The sequence below is a fragment of the Sphingopyxis sp. 22461 genome, assembly GCF_052044915.1.
Lineage (GTDB): Bacteria > Pseudomonadota > Alphaproteobacteria > Sphingomonadales > Sphingomonadaceae > Sphingopyxis.
Genome location: NZ_JBQENY010000017.1, coordinates 13,623 through 30,379, shown reverse-complemented (window position 1 = coordinate 30,379; position 16,757 = coordinate 13,623). Strand labels below are relative to the sequence as shown.

14 protein-coding genes are annotated in these 16,757 nt (G+C 60.0%); 1 reads left to right on the top strand and 13 read right to left on the bottom strand.

All coding sequences use genetic code 11. The features are described from left to right. Positions 1-80: 80 nt before the first annotated feature. The 6 genes from ACTJI5_RS21600 to ACTJI5_RS21575 form a co-directional block, all read right to left on the bottom strand. Positions 81-2,345 (bottom strand): molybdopterin cofactor-binding domain-containing protein, encoded by a 2,265-nt coding sequence (locus ACTJI5_RS21600; protein WP_440861762.1) that lies wholly within the window; start codon positions 2,343-2,345, stop codon positions 81-83. Then, positions 2,342-2,803: a (2Fe-2S)-binding protein gene (locus tag ACTJI5_RS21595; RefSeq protein WP_440861761.1), complete on the bottom strand. Its 462-nt coding sequence runs from the start codon at positions 2,801-2,803 to the stop codon at positions 2,342-2,344. Before ACTJI5_RS21595 ends, ACTJI5_RS21600 begins: the two co-directional genes overlap by 4 nt. A 236-nt stretch (positions 2,804-3,039) precedes the next feature. Further along, complete coding sequence (locus tag ACTJI5_RS21590) at positions 3,040-3,501, bottom strand: nuclear transport factor 2 family protein (protein ID WP_440861760.1); 462 nt, start codon at positions 3,499-3,501, stop codon at positions 3,040-3,042. Positions 3,502-3,503: 2 nt separating this feature from the next. After that, positions 3,504-4,370 carry an NAD(P)H-binding protein gene (locus ACTJI5_RS21585; protein WP_440861759.1) on the bottom strand — a complete coding sequence of 289 codons (867 nt, stop codon included), beginning with the start codon at positions 4,368-4,370 and terminating at the stop codon, positions 3,504-3,506. A gap of 955 nt (positions 4,371-5,325) precedes the next feature. Then, positions 5,326-7,593: a TonB-dependent receptor gene (locus ACTJI5_RS21580; RefSeq protein ID WP_440861758.1), complete on the bottom strand. Its 2,268-nt coding sequence runs from the start codon at positions 7,591-7,593 to the stop codon at positions 5,326-5,328. A gap of 450 nt (positions 7,594-8,043) precedes the next feature. Continuing rightward, positions 8,044-9,258 (bottom strand): lipase family protein, encoded by a 1,215-nt coding sequence (locus ACTJI5_RS21575; protein ID WP_440861757.1) that lies wholly within the window; start codon positions 9,256-9,258, stop codon positions 8,044-8,046. A 140-nt stretch (positions 9,259-9,398) separates the two neighbouring features. Here ACTJI5_RS21575 and ACTJI5_RS21570 point away from each other — a divergent pair, with 140 nt between their 5' ends. Next, positions 9,399-9,980: a TetR/AcrR family transcriptional regulator gene (locus ACTJI5_RS21570; protein ID WP_440861756.1), complete on the top strand. Its 582-nt coding sequence runs from the start codon at positions 9,399-9,401 to the stop codon at positions 9,978-9,980. A gap of 576 nt (positions 9,981-10,556) precedes the next feature. Here ACTJI5_RS21570 and ACTJI5_RS21565 read toward each other — a convergent pair. From ACTJI5_RS21565 to ndpH, 7 genes are read right to left on the bottom strand one after another with little or no spacing between them, the layout of a single operon-like run. Beyond that, positions 10,557-11,270 carry a TetR/AcrR family transcriptional regulator gene (locus ACTJI5_RS21565; RefSeq protein ID WP_440861755.1) on the bottom strand — a complete coding sequence of 238 codons (714 nt, stop codon included), beginning with the start codon at positions 11,268-11,270 and terminating at the stop codon, positions 10,557-10,559. Between the two features lie 35 nt (positions 11,271-11,305). Continuing rightward, on the bottom strand, positions 11,306-12,265 hold the full coding sequence (locus ACTJI5_RS21560; protein WP_440861754.1) for an alpha/beta fold hydrolase: 960 nt from the start codon (positions 12,263-12,265) through the stop codon (positions 11,306-11,308). A 4-nt stretch (positions 12,266-12,269) separates the two neighbouring features. Then, entirely contained in the window at positions 12,270-13,433 is a 1,164-nt protein-coding gene (locus ACTJI5_RS21555; RefSeq protein ID WP_440861753.1) for an FAD-dependent oxidoreductase, read from the bottom strand. A gap of 32 nt (positions 13,434-13,465) precedes the next feature. Next, positions 13,466-14,098, bottom strand: a complete 633-nt coding sequence (ndpG, locus tag ACTJI5_RS21550) for a maleamate amidohydrolase (RefSeq protein ID WP_440861752.1) — start codon at positions 14,096-14,098, stop codon at positions 13,466-13,468. Beyond that, positions 14,085-15,161: a 2,5-dihydroxypyridine 5,6-dioxygenase gene (ndpE, locus tag ACTJI5_RS21545; protein WP_440861751.1), complete on the bottom strand. Its 1,077-nt coding sequence runs from the start codon at positions 15,159-15,161 to the stop codon at positions 14,085-14,087. The genes ndpG and ndpE overlap by 14 nt, the downstream gene beginning before the upstream one ends. A 19-nt stretch (positions 15,162-15,180) precedes the next feature. Beyond that, on the bottom strand, positions 15,181-15,966 hold the full coding sequence (ndpF, locus tag ACTJI5_RS21540; protein ID WP_440861750.1) for an N-formylmaleamate deformylase: 786 nt from the start codon (positions 15,964-15,966) through the stop codon (positions 15,181-15,183). 4 nt (positions 15,967-15,970) lie between these two features. Beyond that, the gene (ndpH, locus tag ACTJI5_RS21535; RefSeq protein ID WP_440861792.1) at positions 15,971-16,675 is read right to left on the bottom strand and encodes a maleate isomerase; all 705 of its coding nucleotides are present in this window, start codon (positions 16,673-16,675) and stop codon (positions 15,971-15,973) included. Positions 16,676-16,757: the final 82 nt, after the last annotated feature.

Sequence of the window (16,757 nt, the reverse complement as noted above, 5' to 3'; positions counted from 1 at the left end):
CTGGCGGTGCGAAATTGGAAGGGCCTGAACTCGAATCCTGTACCAACTTTTCAGGCGACAACATTTGTCGTCGCATCCAGTCAATTCGCCAGGATCTTGGCAATGGGCAGACTGCGCAAACGAGGGCCGCCGGCATCTGCGATCGCGTTCACCAACGCCGCGATCGTCACCGGAACGGCGTCCTCGCCGATGCTGGCCGGCGGTTCCGTCGAAGGCAGAATTTCGATCGTGACCGCCGGCATCTGGTCAAGTTTGAGGATCGGATAATCATGAAAATTGCTTTGCTGCACCTGCCCATTCTCTACCGTTATCTCGCTATGGAGCGCGGTCGTCAGGGCATAGGCGATCCCCCCCTCCAACTGGGCGTGGACGATGTCCGGATTGATCACGGTGCCGGCGTCGACAGCGAGAAAGACATGATCGACCCGCAGGCCGGCCTTTTCGTCGAAGCTGACGTCGACGATCGCCGCCTTTGTCGATGACGGATAGCTCGGATAGTAGCTGGTGTCCCCTACCGCGAGGCCGCGTCCCCGTCCCCTTCCTTTCGGAGCGTGCCAGCGTCCCTTCTCGATCGCGAAGTCGAACAGCTTAAGGTGATTCTTCACCCGTGCGACTGCGATCTCGCGATCCTCTAAATCGGCTGGAATATAGGAAGGATCGAGCAGCGACCGATAGAATTCAGGCACGTCACGGCCGGTCAGCAGACGTAGTTCGTCGAGGAAACCGAAGTTCATCCAGAGATGCTGGGTGAAGCCGACGCCGCGCATCCAGCCGAAAGGGAGCGGCGAGTCAGGATTACGCTTATACGCAAAGCGGACATTGGGCGGCTGGAAGGGAAAGCGCGTTTCGCCATAGCTCTGCTCGGCCGACGTTCCGCTCGCGACAGAACACGTCCAGACTGTCACATTGCCGGCGCCGTCCAGCCCGGCTTCGAAGCGCGCCGCCGTGATTGGCGCATAATAGCTTTTACGCACGCACTCCTCGCGCGTCAGCAGCAGTTTCACAGGCGTGCCCTTGCAGGCCAGCGCGATCTGCACCGCCTGGTGGACGAAATCATTCTGCAGGCGCCGGCCAAAACCGCCGCCGGCCGGAAGGATATGGACATGCGCCTTGTCCGGCGACACCCCGCACAGGCTGTGGGCAATGTGCCAGGCATCGTCCGGAAACTGGCTGTTTGTCCAAAGATGAACCTCGCCGCCATCGACATATGCGCTGCAATTTATCGGTTCCAGCGGCGCCGGATCCATATAGGGATAGCTATATTCTGCCGACAGCGTCTTAACCGCTTTGGCAAGCGCACTCCGGGCGTCACCAGCCTCGACAACCACCGGGGCATCGCCCCGGGCCTGCTTCGCGAGCGTCTTCATATACTCTTGGCTTGAAAATTTCGCATGGGGACCCGCGTCCCATTCGATCGCCAGCGCATCGAGCGCGGTCTTGGCCTGCCACCAGCTGTCGGCGACGACCGCGACCGCATCGTCCATTGTGACCGGCGCTGCCCAAATATCCGGATCTTCGCCCTCTGGCACCGGCGCATTATAGCCAACCTTCGCACCCTTGATCTTGACGACCTCGGGATTGCCCGGCATGCCTTTGATGCTGCCCTTGTCGACGCTGCGCAGCTTTCCGCCGAAGGTGGGACTCTGGCGAACGGCCGCGAAACGCATGCCCGGCAGTTCGAAATCAATCCCGTAAACAATCTTACCCCGGATCGCGGCATCCACATCACGGCGCGGGATTGGCTTGCCGACCAATTGCCGGTCGCCCACTTCCTTCAGCTTCACTGCCTTCGGATCGGGTACCGGCATTTTCGCGGCGGCTTCCGCCACCGACGCATAGCTCAGTTCCTTTCCTGACGGTTTGTGACGGATTGAGCCCTTGACCGCTTCCAGTTCTACTTCGGGCACCTTCAAGCGCGATGCAGCGGCGCGAATTAACATTGTTCGAACCTGAGCTCCCGCCCGCTGGGTTGGTTCGAACAAGGTCTGCGCGGAATGGCTACTCAAGACCGCCGTCCACACGTAGACATTTTCCCGCGCCGCGTTAACCGCCGGATCGTAAAACTCGCTCTTCAGCGTAGACCAATCCAGTTCGAGTTCTTCGGCCAGCATTTGCGGGATAGTCGTCAAAACCCCCTGACCGATCTCCGTCTGAGGCACGCGCAAGGTGACGCTGTTGTCGGGATGGATCACGATCCAGGAGAGGAGTTCAACCCCCGGCTCGCTGTCATCGGGAAGCTTCTTGCGGTCCTTGCAGCCCGCGAGCGAGAGCGTGAAACTCACGCCTGCCGCGGTCACCAACGCGCCCGTGACGAAGCCCCGCCGGGTGAGAATGATGTCCTTCACCGGCCTGCCTTCCCGCCCTCGGCCGCGCCGCGGATCGCCTTGCGGATGCGATTGTAGGTGCCGCAGCGGCAGATATTGGTGATGCCCTGCCTAATATCATCATCGCTTGGGGAGGGATTGTCCTTGAGAAAGGCGGCAGCGGCCATGATCATTCCCGGCTGGCAGTAGCCGCATTGCGGCACGCCCACTTCGCGCCAGGCGACCTGCACAGGATGATCACCGCTCTCGCCGAGCCCCTCGATGGAGGTTATTTTCGATCCGGCAGCCTGTCCGACCGAATAAGCGCAGCTGCGCACTGCGGCCCCGTCGACATGAACAGTGCATGCGCCGCACAGACCCGCTCCGCATCCGAACTTGGTCCCCTTGAGGCCCAGACTGTCGCGTAAGACCCATAGCAATGGCACGGCCGGATCGACATCGAGCCGGTGCTTCGTTCCGTTCACTTCAATTTCGAGCATCTTGCGTCCCGTCTCCCATGCGATGCTCGAAGGGCTTGGTGCGCCTGGCCATTCACGGCACCAGAGGCATTCACGCCAACTTGCGCGCATCGACGATCCGAAAACGATAGCACCGCGACTCAATTATACAAAAGAATAATTATCGGTCGTCCGCTGGGCGGGCACGGTCCCGCCCATGGTCACCGCGGCCGCTACCTTTGGTCCGGCGACACGGGAGCATCGCGCGCCTCCGACCGTCATCCGGTTTCGATTAAAAGGCCGTCATTCCCTCGTTCGATGGCCTTTGCGAACGCCAGCGAGTCGAAGTGGGCGTGCTCGGTGCTGACCTTGCCGTCGACGATGGTGTCGATCAAAACCACCGACCATGATATCTCCGCACCGCCGTCGGGCGCTCCCTCCCCGACATATCGCGCCTTGACCCACAATTCGCCAACCACGGCCGTGCTGCTTGCGACGATGTTCGCATATTCGACCTCAACGGTTCCGGAAACAAATTGGGCATTGTAGCCGCGCAGATACTCTCGAAACGCCTGCTTGCCCCGCACCGGGCTATCCGAGAACGGCATATCGATATATACCATGTCCTCGTTGTAGAGCGTCAGGAGTTCATCCAGATCGTTGCGCGCCCAGGCGTCAACCTGCCTCTTGAGCAGCGCCTCATTCTCGCGCGCGAGCCGAGCTTCGACCGACGTCTGCATCGTCACAATCCGCCACCTCGCCGGAGCGACGACGCGTGTTCGGCCAGAAATGCGTCGAGGCTGCGGGGCGCGCGCCCGGTGATACCGGCGACGACGTCGGTAACAACGGCAGTGTCCCCCTTCATGATACTACGCCCAATGTCGGAGAAATATTCGATGAACTGCTCCGGCGCGCCTGCGTTTCTCAGCCTTGCTTCCGCCGCTTCGGTCGTCTCTTCGACGGGCCGGACGGTCGTCCCGGTGGCGGCCGATATGCGATCCGCGAGCTGCTCCAAGGTCAAGGCTTCGGGACCGGTCAATGCGAGTGCTTGCTTGCCGCAATCTTCGCCGAGGAGAAGCTCCACCGCGACGGCCGCAATATCCCTGGCGTCGATCCACGATGTAGCGGCGCCCCCGGATGTCATCACGATAACTCCATCCTGGCGGATCAGGTTTCCGAAGAAGCGCTCGTCGACGAAGTCCTGCATGAACCAGTTGGGTCGCAATATGGCATAGTCGAGATTGCTCTGCTCGATGACACGCTCGACCTGACGTTCATGCGCGTCGTCGGCGCGCGTCTCGGCCGCGATTTCCGAGAGCAGCACGATCTTCGTCGCACCGGACTTCTCGGCCAGACCGACGAAATCCCCGACAATATGGGTCACCTCGTCGGACTCCGGCTTTACAAGATAGATGGCATCCACTCCGTCCAGTGCAGAAGCCCAGCTTGAGCGGTTTTCCCAATCAAATGGCACCCCAACGATGTCACCCTGAGCTTCGAATGAAGGGTTTCTTGATGCAGCCCTGACCGTGACGCCGCGTTCCGCGAGACCGTTCACCACATGCCGTCCCGTCGTCCCGGTCGCCTTGGTAACCAAAATACCGCTCATTCCCGGCTCCTGCTCTTTGGCTATTTACGCGATCCCCGAACGGCCGCTTCCTGAATAGCCCTATCCGAACCAAATTTACTCATAAATTCTATATTCGCATAATATAATCGCTGTCAATGTTCCAGCGTCCCCATCCGACAGACCGAGTTCAATGGGATTGCGCGCCGAGAGATGGGCCGGTCGCGTCACAATTCCTTATAAGATAACCCTTTCTGGCCCGCCTCCATATGATGCTAGTGCCAACGTGGAACCTCCCGTCGCTCCCGCGTGACATCTCAAGCGTGAACTTATTGCATCGGTGGATAATTCCAGCCCTCCGCGATGCCGAAGCACGGGGCTATCAGAAGAGGGATTTCTGAACGGGTCGCTGCGAGTTGGGGGGCATTGCCGTAGCGGCAGCGATCGGAACGCGACCTTGACGTAGCGGGCATGCGGCGGCTTGCGCGGACAACGAATAGTGCGAACCGGAGCCGTCCGTTGCTGGCTTTGGAGATTTACGATGTACGAGCCGAAGAAATGCCGCGCGCGGATCGGCAGGGCGACGTTGCAAATCGTGCGGAACTGGTAGTGCACAGCGCCATGCGCTTGCAGGGGCCGCTTAAGCGGACCGACATGAAGCTGGCAAAGATCGGAGCCCGCACTATCGGCGACCTCGTCCGTACCATTGGCGACATATGTTCCTTCTATACCTCTAGAACGCCAAAATCGCTTCGACCAGGATTCGGACATATTGTCGGGGATGAATTCGGTTGCAGCCCCAGCTTGGCTGCAGTTTGCATATGCTCGCCGAAGGAGCCAAATACCCGACCCGCGCCGGCGCTGATTTGGGTGACATGGACGCCCCTCTGAGAGGAGTTGATAGAAACACTTCCGGAATGCGTGTTGCCCGACCGCCCGATACCGGATCGCGTAGCGATCAACGGGAGGAGTCTTGCTCCTCCCGTTGAACATGTCTTTAAAAGCGCAGCGTCGCTTCGACGCCATACATGCGAGGCTCTCCGCGGATATAATATTCAAATCCGAGGACCGCTGGATCGGTGTGAAATGCGTATGGCGTATATTTCTTGTTGAAAATGTTCGTACCCCAAACCGCTACTTCGACGGGGCTCTTGGAAGGCGAGAAGACGATCCGGCCATTGGCGAGCCAGAAACCGTCTTGTTGAACGCCCGGGATGTTTTGCGGGGTAAAAAATACTCTGCTCGTATACACGCCGCCCAGATGCAGCCTCAGCTTCCCGTCATCATTGTTGACGATATCCCAGTCAGCGCCAACATTAACATTCCATCGCGCAGCGCCGAGCGCCTGCTTTCCGGCGACCGAAACCGGCGCGACGCGCCCGATCGACCCCCGGACATAGCGGGGATCCTGATGGCCGACGGACGCCGACACATTGAAGCTGTCGGTAATGTTCGCCCTTGCCTCCAATTCAAAACCTTTGATGCGTGCCCTTTCGATATTATACAGGAACTGCGCTCCGGCCTCGAAATAGCCCACCTGCTGGTTGCGATAATTTGCCCAAAAGCCGGTGAGATTGATTTGCAGTCGGCGGTCAAGCCAATCGGTCTTGATGCCGGCTTCGTACGAATCCACTTCCTCAGGCTTGGCCAAGTTGACCTCGCTCGGTGAGCCATAGGCCGAACCATTAACCGCCCCTGTGCGATAACCTTGCTTGAACGAAGCATATGTCAAAATATTGTCCGCGATCTTCCAGTTCACGCCCGCTTCAAAGCTGGTGTTGCTGAAGGTCTGCCGTCGGGAAACCGACGGGATGGTGAGGATGTCCGAAAAGTCGAAGAAGTCGGGCGTTCCGTTCACGACGCGGCGAAAGGCTTGATAGGCCGTGTAGTCCGACGCGCGGATTTTGTCCCTGCTGTAACGCAAGCCCCCGGAAACCTTCAGGCCCTCGGCGAGTTCGACTTCTCCGCGAATGTAACCCGAGATGTTGGTGCGTTTCTGACGAAACTGGTTTCGCTCGTTGAAGGGAACCCCGAATGTGGGAACATAGCCGCTGCCCGGGGTATAGAAAAGCGGGTCATTGAAAAAGCGGAGCGTAGCGAAAAACTGTCCGCTGTCGCGAGCATATTCGACGCCGGATATGAAATTCACCGGTCCGTCAAATTGTGTAACCACCCGGAGTTGTTGCACGAACTGGCGAATCTTGCGACCGCCTCCGTTGTTCTCATCCAACTCGATTTGCATTCCATCGCTGTCGGTGTTGAGCACGTGATGAGCGGAATCGTAGCTTGTAATCGAGGTGAAACGATACGGCCCCGCGTCCAGGTTCAGGGTCAGGTTGGCGCCGCTGTTGGCTATGTCCATTCGCCCGGGATAATTGACGCTAGCCTCAAAAAAGCCCAGTCCCGCGCGCAAATCTTCACCAAGGATGTCGAGGTTGAGATCGCGCGGGAGCGAGCCTTGAATGGTGCCCGTAGAGGTGAAGCGATGGAGACGCAGAATCGCTTCGAAATCGCTGCTCGGTTTGAAAAGGATCGTTGCGCGGCCTGCTAGATATTGCGTTTCTGCAAGGTCGGGCCCTCCGGGAAAGCGGTTCTTGATCCAGCCGTCTGCCTTGACCCCATTGACCGCAAGGCGGACTGCAAGTTTGTCCTCGATCAAGGGTGCCTGCGCCGCCATATCGAGGTTCAACCGATTGTAGCGACCATAGCCCAAGGTCAGATGGCCGTCGGTCTCGAACGTCGGAACATTGGACACGATGCTGATCGCGCCGCCCGTCGCGTTGCGGCCGTAGAGTGTGCCTTGAGGTCCTCGCAATACTTCGACGCGTTGCGCGTCAAAAATCGGCATGCTCTCTAGAGGACTGAAACCTCGCACGGAATCGTCGAGAAAGATCGCGATGGGCCGGCTGTGATTGAACGTGTAATCGGAGGCCGAAACGCCACGCATCGTAAAGACCGGCGTGCTTCCCGCGCCGTACGGCGAGTAGACCTGCAAGTTGGGCACCACGCGGCTGATGTCGGCCGCCAGCAGGATCGATGCGTCCTTGAGCGCCAGGTTGCCGAGCGCGGAAACGGCAGCGGGCACATCCTGCAACCTCTGTTCGCGCCGCTGGGCGGTTACGACGATTTCAGGCGGCCCCTCGACAATCTCGGCCTGTTCCGTGCCACTCGCGGCCGGGTTGCTTTCCTGCGCTTGGGCGGTTGATACAGCGGTAGCGGCTGCTGAAACCAGTAATGAGATACGGCAAATATGATAATACTTCATAAATCCCCCTTACATGGCATCGCCCTGCAGTAAAGCCGCAAGTCATGCCTATTTTCCTATCATTAGAACTTATACTAGCGGTCATTTATTTAGTCTTAGAAGTCCAAGGATTCATTCAGGGAAATCTTAATTTTTCTCGCTACTAGAAATAACGAGAAGAACTTCTCAGATATTACCGGCTTGTCGCGTCCAATCGCATGCCCATACGCCGTGCGACATTGGAGGCCAGGGGGCAACGCAATCCCGGTCCCGATGGCGGACAACGTCAGTGCGCCAGAAAGCTGGTCGGCCCGCTTATGAAGTTCCACGCGAGCCACTCGGCCGAGCACTCCCCCGGAAGAACGGTTCACCACTTCCCGGCGCGCGCGCCACCGAGCGGCGCGATCGGGGAACTTGTCGGCGGTCCGATTGCCTCGTTGCGTCAAACCCCGCATTGCCTACCGGCTCCTTCTAACGGACGGCCAAGCTCGCGCCGTTGTGCGGCCGCTCATCATCGCCCGCGTTGACGCCTCGCCCCCAATTGCCTTCAAGCAACGACTCCAAGGGCATGCGACCGGTGATCCGCCGGACGAACGGGAGCGTGTCGGCGAGGGAACGGTAAGGCAGATCCATGTGGTTCGCGTCGTAGCAATGATACTCGACGTCGCTGCCCGCCGCCCGCAGATCCTCCGCATAACGGCGGACCGTTCCCGGAACGCAATATTCGTCCACCGCCCCCTCGGTCAGCAGCACCGGGCGATCGAAGCGGCCTCGCGAAGCCTCCAGCGCGGACAAATCGATATCGGCAAAGACACGTGCGGCCGCTTCGGCATGGCTGGTTTCGCCGGGAGCGAAACGAAACAGCGGCTTGCCGAGCATAGGCATGAAGGTGTCCAGGACCTCACCCGGCTCGGCCAGCCGGCTCGTGCACCACGCCTTCCACAGCGCCAGGCCGTCGTCGTTCAGATGCTCCTCGACTTTAATCGAGGGGTCATGATAAGTGTAAGCATGAAGGACGAGCGGCAGCAGGATGCGGGCCGTATCGGTCATGTCGCCCACAAGCGTGGACCATTCGACCGGCGCGCATTCAGCCACGGCACCGCGATAATCCAGTTCGGGCGCCGTCGCAGTCGCGACAGCCGCAGCGAACAAGGTGGACTGCCCGCCCTCGGACGCACCCATGGCGACCCATATCGGGGACAGCTCGGACGTGAGTTCGCGCCCCGCTCGCACGGCATCTATTTGATTGGCCGCCAGCATCGGCCCGTGCAGGTACGGATGCGGCCCTGCGGTGCCACGCCCCTCTTGGTCCGACAGCACGACGGCGTACTCGGCCTGGAGGAACGACGGGATTGTGGTCCAGGCCGGATAGCCCAAAACGGTGGCATGGGGATCGAGCGAGGGCGCCGCGATGGCGGTGATGCCGGTCGTCCCGACGGCGTAAGAGACAACCGCCCAGCCGCCCTCGGGAGCCTCAGCTTTAGGCAGCAGCACGAGACCGCTGACAGCGACCTTGGCGCCTGTACTGCCAAGGCTGACATAGAGGACGCGCCAGCCACGCGCGGCACCGCGGATCAGTTCGCGCTCGGACAAGGGCTCGCTGCGCAGCAGCGTGCCCCGCGCTGTGCCAGACAAATCTTCGGACCATGCGTAGAATGGCGCGGCGGGATCGAACGGCTCGCTCACAGGGGTCTCCCAAATTGCTCTACCATTTGGTATAGCTATCTCACGGACGGGTTATTATTCAAGCGTGGAATTGGAGTCAAGAGGCAATGCAGGAAGTAGGCGGCGGAGCTAGAAGCGGGACACAGAAGGACGGCCGCGCAGTGCGTTACGAGCACCGCCGCCCGGAGTTGCTCGAGGCCTTGCTCAATCATTTGGTCGACAACGGCCTCAATGGCCAGTCCGTTCGAGCGCTTGCCGAATCAGTCGGCGTCTCTCACGTGACGCTGCGCCACCATTTCGGAACGCGCGAGCAACTTCTTGCAGAAGTATTCCAGGCAATCGTCGAACATTGGTCGATCCCTTTCCACTTTGCGAAGAACGATCTCGTGTGGGTGATCCGTGACCAATGGCGGCGATGGACCACGCCGGTCGGGCAACGCTATTTCCGATTGGCTTTTGAGGTATATGGACTTGCCGTCAGCCAGCCCGACCAGCACCGATCCTTCCTCACGAAGATGGTGTCAGACTGGATAACCCTCATCGCTGATCATTTGGTGGAAACGGGCTATCAACGCGCAAAGGCCGAAAATCTGGCGACTCGCATCCTGGCGCAGATTCGCGGGCTCCAGATGGACCTGATTGCTACCGGCGACATCCTGCGTGTCGAGGCAGCATTCGAGGAATTTGCATCCCAATTGGCGACCGAGGTCTCGCAAACTCTAGGTCGTCAGGGCGCTCCTTGACCCCAATGGTGGCCCGACTTTTATTGCTGTCAGCTATTCTGATCCCGCTTATTCTGAAGCCAACGCCGACGATGGACGCTGCGAGCGCCTCGGCGAACTCAGCAAAGCCGAATTTCAAATAGACGCATCGGATAAGGCTCAGGAACATGAGGGCACCAATGGCCACGAGGCCAGCGCGGCAATCGCGTTCGCGCGATCGAGATTGCGATCCTCGCTTACCTCATCGGCGATAGCGACAGTCGTCGGACAAGGCCGGTTACCCTCCAGCTCTCTCACCAAGCTATTCCGCCTCGGCGGGTATCTTGCAAGATCGTCCGACCGAGCCCCTGCGACCATTATTGTCTGGCGCGGCCCACGGCGCCTTGTGGATGTCCAGTTCGGCGCCGACCTCGCCAATTAAAAAAAGGCAATGCGGCGCCGGCCGACTATCACGCTAAGCGAGCAGCGGTACAAGCACGGCCAGCCTGGCGGAATGGTAGCAATCTCGATACGATACCATTCTTTGGTCCGGCAGGGGATCAAGCGCAAGAACGATCAGGCTGCCGTCAAGAAGGGAAGCTGCCTCACCGCGGAAGGTCAGGGTCGATCAGCCTGCATCCCGGCCGCGAGGAACGCCACCATATTATCGAGCATCTCTTCTTTCGAAAGATGATGGATCTTGCCTTCCGTCAGATCCTCGATCCGCCCCAGGTCATTCAGCATGAACATATATGTGCCGACCAGGAAGGACATTCGCAATCCGATCGTCCGTCGGGGCAGTTCTGGAAGTGCCTGCGCCAAGGCATCGACATAGCGTTTGACCGACGCATCATAGACTTCCTTGCGGAGGCGCAGGGCATGTTCTTCAGGCTCGGAATGCAGGCGGGACTGCAATTGCGCGAAGGCGGCGCCGGCCTCGCCGCTATGCTTCAGGTCCCACTGCGGCTGGAGATAGGCCCGAATGATATCCTTCACCTGCAGCGGTTGGCCGGATTCGAGCAGCCGGTCCAGCAACACGTGACGATGTCCGGACAGCAGTCCGCCCCGCCGCTTGTAGACTTCGTCGAAAAGTTGCTCTTTCGTGTCGAAATAATAGCGGATCAGCCCCTGGTTCACGCCAGCACGCTCCGCTATATCGCGTACGCTTATCCCGGTATAACCACCTTCGGCAAAAGCGATTTCCGCGGCATTCAGGATCTTTTCCTTCAATTTGCCATTATTTTTGGGGCGCCCGGGCTTCCTTGCCGATTTCTTTTTCTCACCCTTCACCGCCTTGTCTTCAGCGACGACAACAGTGGCATTGGAATCCATCTCTATTCTTTCCGCAGTCAAGTTCGAACCCTTTTCTAGCCAAGGATGGCGTCACTGCTAGGAAAGGAAGCCTGTCCGCCGAGGGACCGCTCGATCCACGCGACAAGCAAATCCGCGATCGCTGCGCTGTTTATCTCACTCATCAACATGTGTCCATTGCCCCCAATGCCATGCTCTTCAAGCCGAATATGTTCAAAGACATTCCCCCGATCACGGACGAAAGCCGCCGCGCGCGCGTTAGCCTCGCGCATCCAGGTTGCCTCGCCAGTGACGATCGCCACGGGTCGGTCGAACGGGTCGGCCGTTCCGGCATAAGGCGCCGCACAAAGACCGTTCTCGAACGTCCCCAGAGGATGAACCATTCCGGGATATCCGAGCGGCTCGATCGCGACGATTGCCTCGACCTTGTCGTCGCCCTTGGCGGCAAGAGCCCAACCGCAAGGACCACCAGCCGAATGGCTGACGATGATGGTCGGCCCGATCAATTCGAAAAGCGCATCGGCGATCGCCTCGACATGATGCTGGCTCGCCGCAAGAGTAGTCGCCATCGGCCCTTGGCTCGCCATGAACCGGTCGCCAGCCCGAGGATCGTCCGGCCAGCGATCATGCTTCGCCGCCTCGGGCCAGAGATCATGCCGTTCCGGTTCGACAAAGCGGGGATAAAGGAACCCATAATCCGGAAGCGGCAAGGCCGGGCCGTGCACCCGTTCGTTCCATGCGCAACGCCCGTGCCCTGGCCGATCGAGGATATAAACCGGAAAGCCCGCGCGCAGAAAGCTGTGCGCCCAGCCCGGCCGACCATCGGGCGTCCGCAGAAATTCGGACCCTTGCCCACCCCCTCCGTGGACGAAGAGGACGGACACTGGCCGTGACGCCGCGGGTACGAACCATTCGACATATCCACTGATGCCCGGCCAGATCTTGCCCTCTGCGTGAGCGGGCTCACCGGTCAGGAAGCGGCCGCCGAAGTCCTGGAGTATATAGGGCTCCATCATGAATTCAGAAACGGGTGATCAATTGCTCGGTGAAGCTCAGTTCCTTCCTGATCAGCTCCTCATTCCCTGCAACGTTGCGCAGGAACTGAATTCGCTCTTCCTTCTCCTGGCCTTCCTTAAGATAATAGAGGCTGCGCAGGTTGAGCGAAGCGCGCGGAGACGTGATTTCGGTGAAAATGCGCCGCCGGTCTTGCTCATAGAATTCCAGAATGTCGTGATCGGCGCCGTCGTGGAGAACCCGGTTCAGGGCCTCGATCAATGCGAACGCATCGAACATCCCGCCCGTGAGACCGAGACCTCCGGTCGGATTGGTCACATGTGCGGCATCGCCCACGAGGATTATCCGGCCTTCGCGCATCTTGTCCGCCACACGCTGGTGCATACGGTAGGGAGAGGCGGCCAGAACTTCGTACGGCAAATCGGGCAGGTGATCGGCGAACATCGCGTCAATGCGTTCGGGCAGCCCTTCGATTGGCAATTCCGGATTCTCGACGAAGGTGACGCGCCAAACGTCCGACTGGTCGATCTTGCAGATGACCGCACCATGTTTTTGGTCGATCTGCATGACCGTAGGCGAATACCCCACCGATGAGAGATCGATTTTGGTATTAGTGGCTACATAGCGCTCGGGCCACGTCACACCGTAAAATTGCAGCCCGAGAACATTCCTGCGCACGGCGCTGTTCGCGCCATCGGCACCGACAAGAAAATCGCCCTCGAGGCGTTCCGCCCCGCCCGGTCCGTCAAGCTCGGCGATCACACCGTCCGCATTCTGGCTGCAACCCTGCAAGCGGGTCTGGTAGCGGATTTCGATATTGGAAAGCATCGCAACATGCCGGGCGAGAACCTGGGAGAGCAAGCCTTGATGCAAATGCAGGGCCTGTCCGTCCTCATAGGCCGGCGAGCCAGTCCATTCGATCATTTCCCCCGTGCTGTGGATGTGCCAGCCGAAGCTCTGACGAAGGAAGCCCTCGCTGATACAATCCTGCAGGAGACCCAACTTCTCGAGATGCGGTAGTACCGGATAGTGGTAAACGAGTGCTCGCGGGCTGTCGTTGAGCTCGGCCTCGGCCTCGAGGATCGTAACGCGCGTCCCCGCCTTCGCGAGGCCGATGGCCGTCAGCAAGCCAGTCGGCCCCGCTCCGGCGATAATTACATGCTGGGTCATTGATCTACCTCTCCATTATTAACTGGGCGACGTCAGTCCGACGACCTGATCTGGCCGAGCCAGTTCAGGATGTCGTCGGCGCTGGTGATGTCGCCGTACTTTTGGGCGATGTCATAAAGATTGGCTTCGTGCGGCGCCGACGCCCGGTCGGCGCAGCAATCGCGCGGCACCAGCACGATAAAGCCGGATTGCACGGCATCAACGACGGTGGCGCGCACGCATCCCGATGTGGTCGCCCCCGTAACAACAACCGTATCGACCCCGGCAGCGGTGAGCAAACTGGCCAGGTTCGTGCCATGAAAGGCCGACGCGCCATGTTTGATGATGACGAGATCGCCCGAGGTGATACCGGTCGCGCTGTCGATTTCGACCAGTCTTGTGCCCGCCATCAGCGCTTTCATGCCCGTCGCCTTGCGAAGCCAAGGCAATGCCTCCGCCTCCCACGGCTGATAGGCGATGGTGGTGTAAATAACGGGAAAGCCGCGTTCGCGGGCAACATCGGTGAGCCGACGCGTCGCAGCGATCTCAGCCCGCATATCCGCGGCGGTGGGATAGCTGGTGTCAGTGAAGCCGTAGGAGAAATCGACCACAACGATCGCCGGCCGGGTTCCTCTTGGTGCGCTGCGACCGAATCCGGCCTTATCATAGACCTCATCCTGCGACATCGAACACCTTGCTTTCCTTCACGCTCGAACCGCCGTTTCGATCGAACTGGAGTTCCTTCACCGCGATTTCGCCATCGATCAGCACCGGGTCGTCATCGAGAAAGAGCGAGCAGCCGCGCATGGGGATGTCGAGATGGCAGGCCGTGTCGTTCAACCCGCCAAGCTCGTTGTTGGGGCCCGTGGAAAACAGGACGTTGCCCAGATAGCTGCGCGGCTCCATTCCCATGCCCCCGGGGAATTCGCCCGGCGTCATCCGATGCCACTTGGCGTCCGGATTCATCCCCCAGCCGATATGGCTCATTGCGAATCCGCGCTCGTCTTCGAAGTCCGCCATGTAGGATTTGACCAGTTCAGCTTCCAGGCCGCCACGGATATCCGTGATCCGTCCCTGCTCGATCGTGTAGATAATTGGCTCGCGAACATAGATATTCTGCGGAAGGAGCACATCGCCCGTCCCGACGACGATCTGACCATCCACACCGTCATCGTCGCCCCCCGTGAACACGAAGCCCGAAGGCCAATGATCCCATCGCCCAGGCTGGTCCGTGCAAGCATATTCGGTGATGGTGGGATAGGTTCCGAGCTTGTAGATCACATCGGTGCCGTGGGGGGAGGTGATGTGCATCGATTTGGCCCGCGCCAGCAGTTCTCCCGCCCGCTCGACTTTCTCGCGCAGTTCAAGATTCGGCAACATGCGCGCGAGCAGTTCTGGCGGCTCGACCACTGTCAGCACGCGCGTGCCGGCCGCCTGGATCGCCATCTGTTCTGGCGAGAACAGCAAAAAGATGCAGTCGATGAGCATGTCGGCGTTCTTGAGGGCCTCGACAGCCTCCGGCATGACCGCAAGCGATGTCTGGCCGACTGCCCACCCTCCCATGGGCGAAGCCGCGGGAAGGCGCATATGATAGATATTCGCGCCCAACATTCTGCCCGCGGCAAGGAAGGCATCGGCATAGTCGAGACGCTCGTCGCCTTGGGTGAGGACAACCAGGCGCTCATCCGCACGCACTCCGGACATCTTCAGTTGATGCAGGCAAATTTCGATAAAGCTTGCGCGGTCCATTACGGACGCTCCAATTCTGTCAAATTCTGAAATCGCTCACGGCGCGCAAAAAACCATCAAGGTCGTCCCACGGGATCATGTGCCCCGCGCCCTCGACCGTCGTAATTGCAATGTGCGGCGCAAGGCTCTTGATCTCCGCGATGTCGGCCTCTTCGATCACCGGGGAGGCGCCGGCCACCACCAGGCGCATCGGCAGGTCGAGGTGCGGCAAGTCCTGATGGATGTCGTCGGTGTGAAAGCCCTTATAGGCGACGTCGATCGCATGAAGATCACAGCTATGAAGCCACTCCGCCCGCAACGCGCGCTGCTCTTCGGTCCAGGTAGGACAGAAGGCCTTCATGTCATCCGCTGAACAGCCGCGCTGCGCCAACAGGATTGAGTCCTCGTACCAGGGCCACGCCGATGGATAGGGACGCCGACCGGGTCCGCTTACCGGCGGATCGACGAGGATCAGCCCGCCAAAGGCCTTCGGCGCCTTGCGCGCGGCACGGATCGCCGTGCGCGCGCCCATCGAATGACCAAGAACGATTGGCGCTTCCATGCCCAGCGCCTGGACAAGCGCGACAGCATCGTCCGCCATCGCATCGAGCGAATAGTCAAGGTCGCACCCCTGGCTGAGCCCGCGTCCGCGCACATCCAGAACATGGACTTCGAAATGCGCCGAAAGAGGCTCTGCAACGAAGTCCCAGGTGACCGCCGGCGAGGTAATCCCCGGTATCAGCAGCATTTGCGGACCGCCCTCACCGTGCTGGATCAGGTGGTGCCGGATGCCGTTCGCATGGACGTTATAGCCGCGCATCGCCATCCCCTTAATAGGCGCCGGAAAGCAGCGTGCCGCCACCGGGCACCCGCGTGTCGAGATCGAGCGACCTCAGCATCGCCCATGTTGTGGCGATCGCCGCCGTCAGGACGGGCTTGCCGACCTGCGCCTCGACAATCGAGACGGCGGGCAGCGAAGGCATCTGCACGCATGCCGACAGCACGACCGCATCGACCTCGCCGATCTGCTCCATGCTGGCGACAATGCCGGGAAGACGGGCCGGGTCGTGCGCGGCAACCGCGAGATTGTCGGAAATCTCAAGCGCGCGCCACTCCACCACTTCCACACCCTCGCTGCGGATATAATCGACGACCATCTCGGTCAGCGGCTTCATATAGGGAGCAACGATCGCGACCTTCTTGGCGCCAATCGCCTTAATGCCATCGACAAGCGCTCCGGCGGAGGAGACGACGGGCGCCGAATTGCCGCTGTCGACGGTGACCTGGTGCAGCCGGGCCTGTGACTCGCGATGATAGCCGTGCCCCATCGACATGATCGCCACGAGGCACGCGTAGCCCATCACGTCGACCGCAGCGTCGGACAGCTCAAGCGCGCAGCGATCACTCGCCGCATCCATCGCGGCCAATTCCTCCTTCGTGACATGCTTCATCCGCATGCGCGAGGAATGGAAGGTGAAGCGCTCAGGCGAAATCGTCTCACGCGCGCGCAGAAGCGCCGGAATTTCCGTTTCCATCGTCACGTTGGAGCTCGGCACGATCTGGCCGATGCGATAGGTTCTCATCAGAGTCTCCTTGTAGCTAGGAGTGGTAATAATT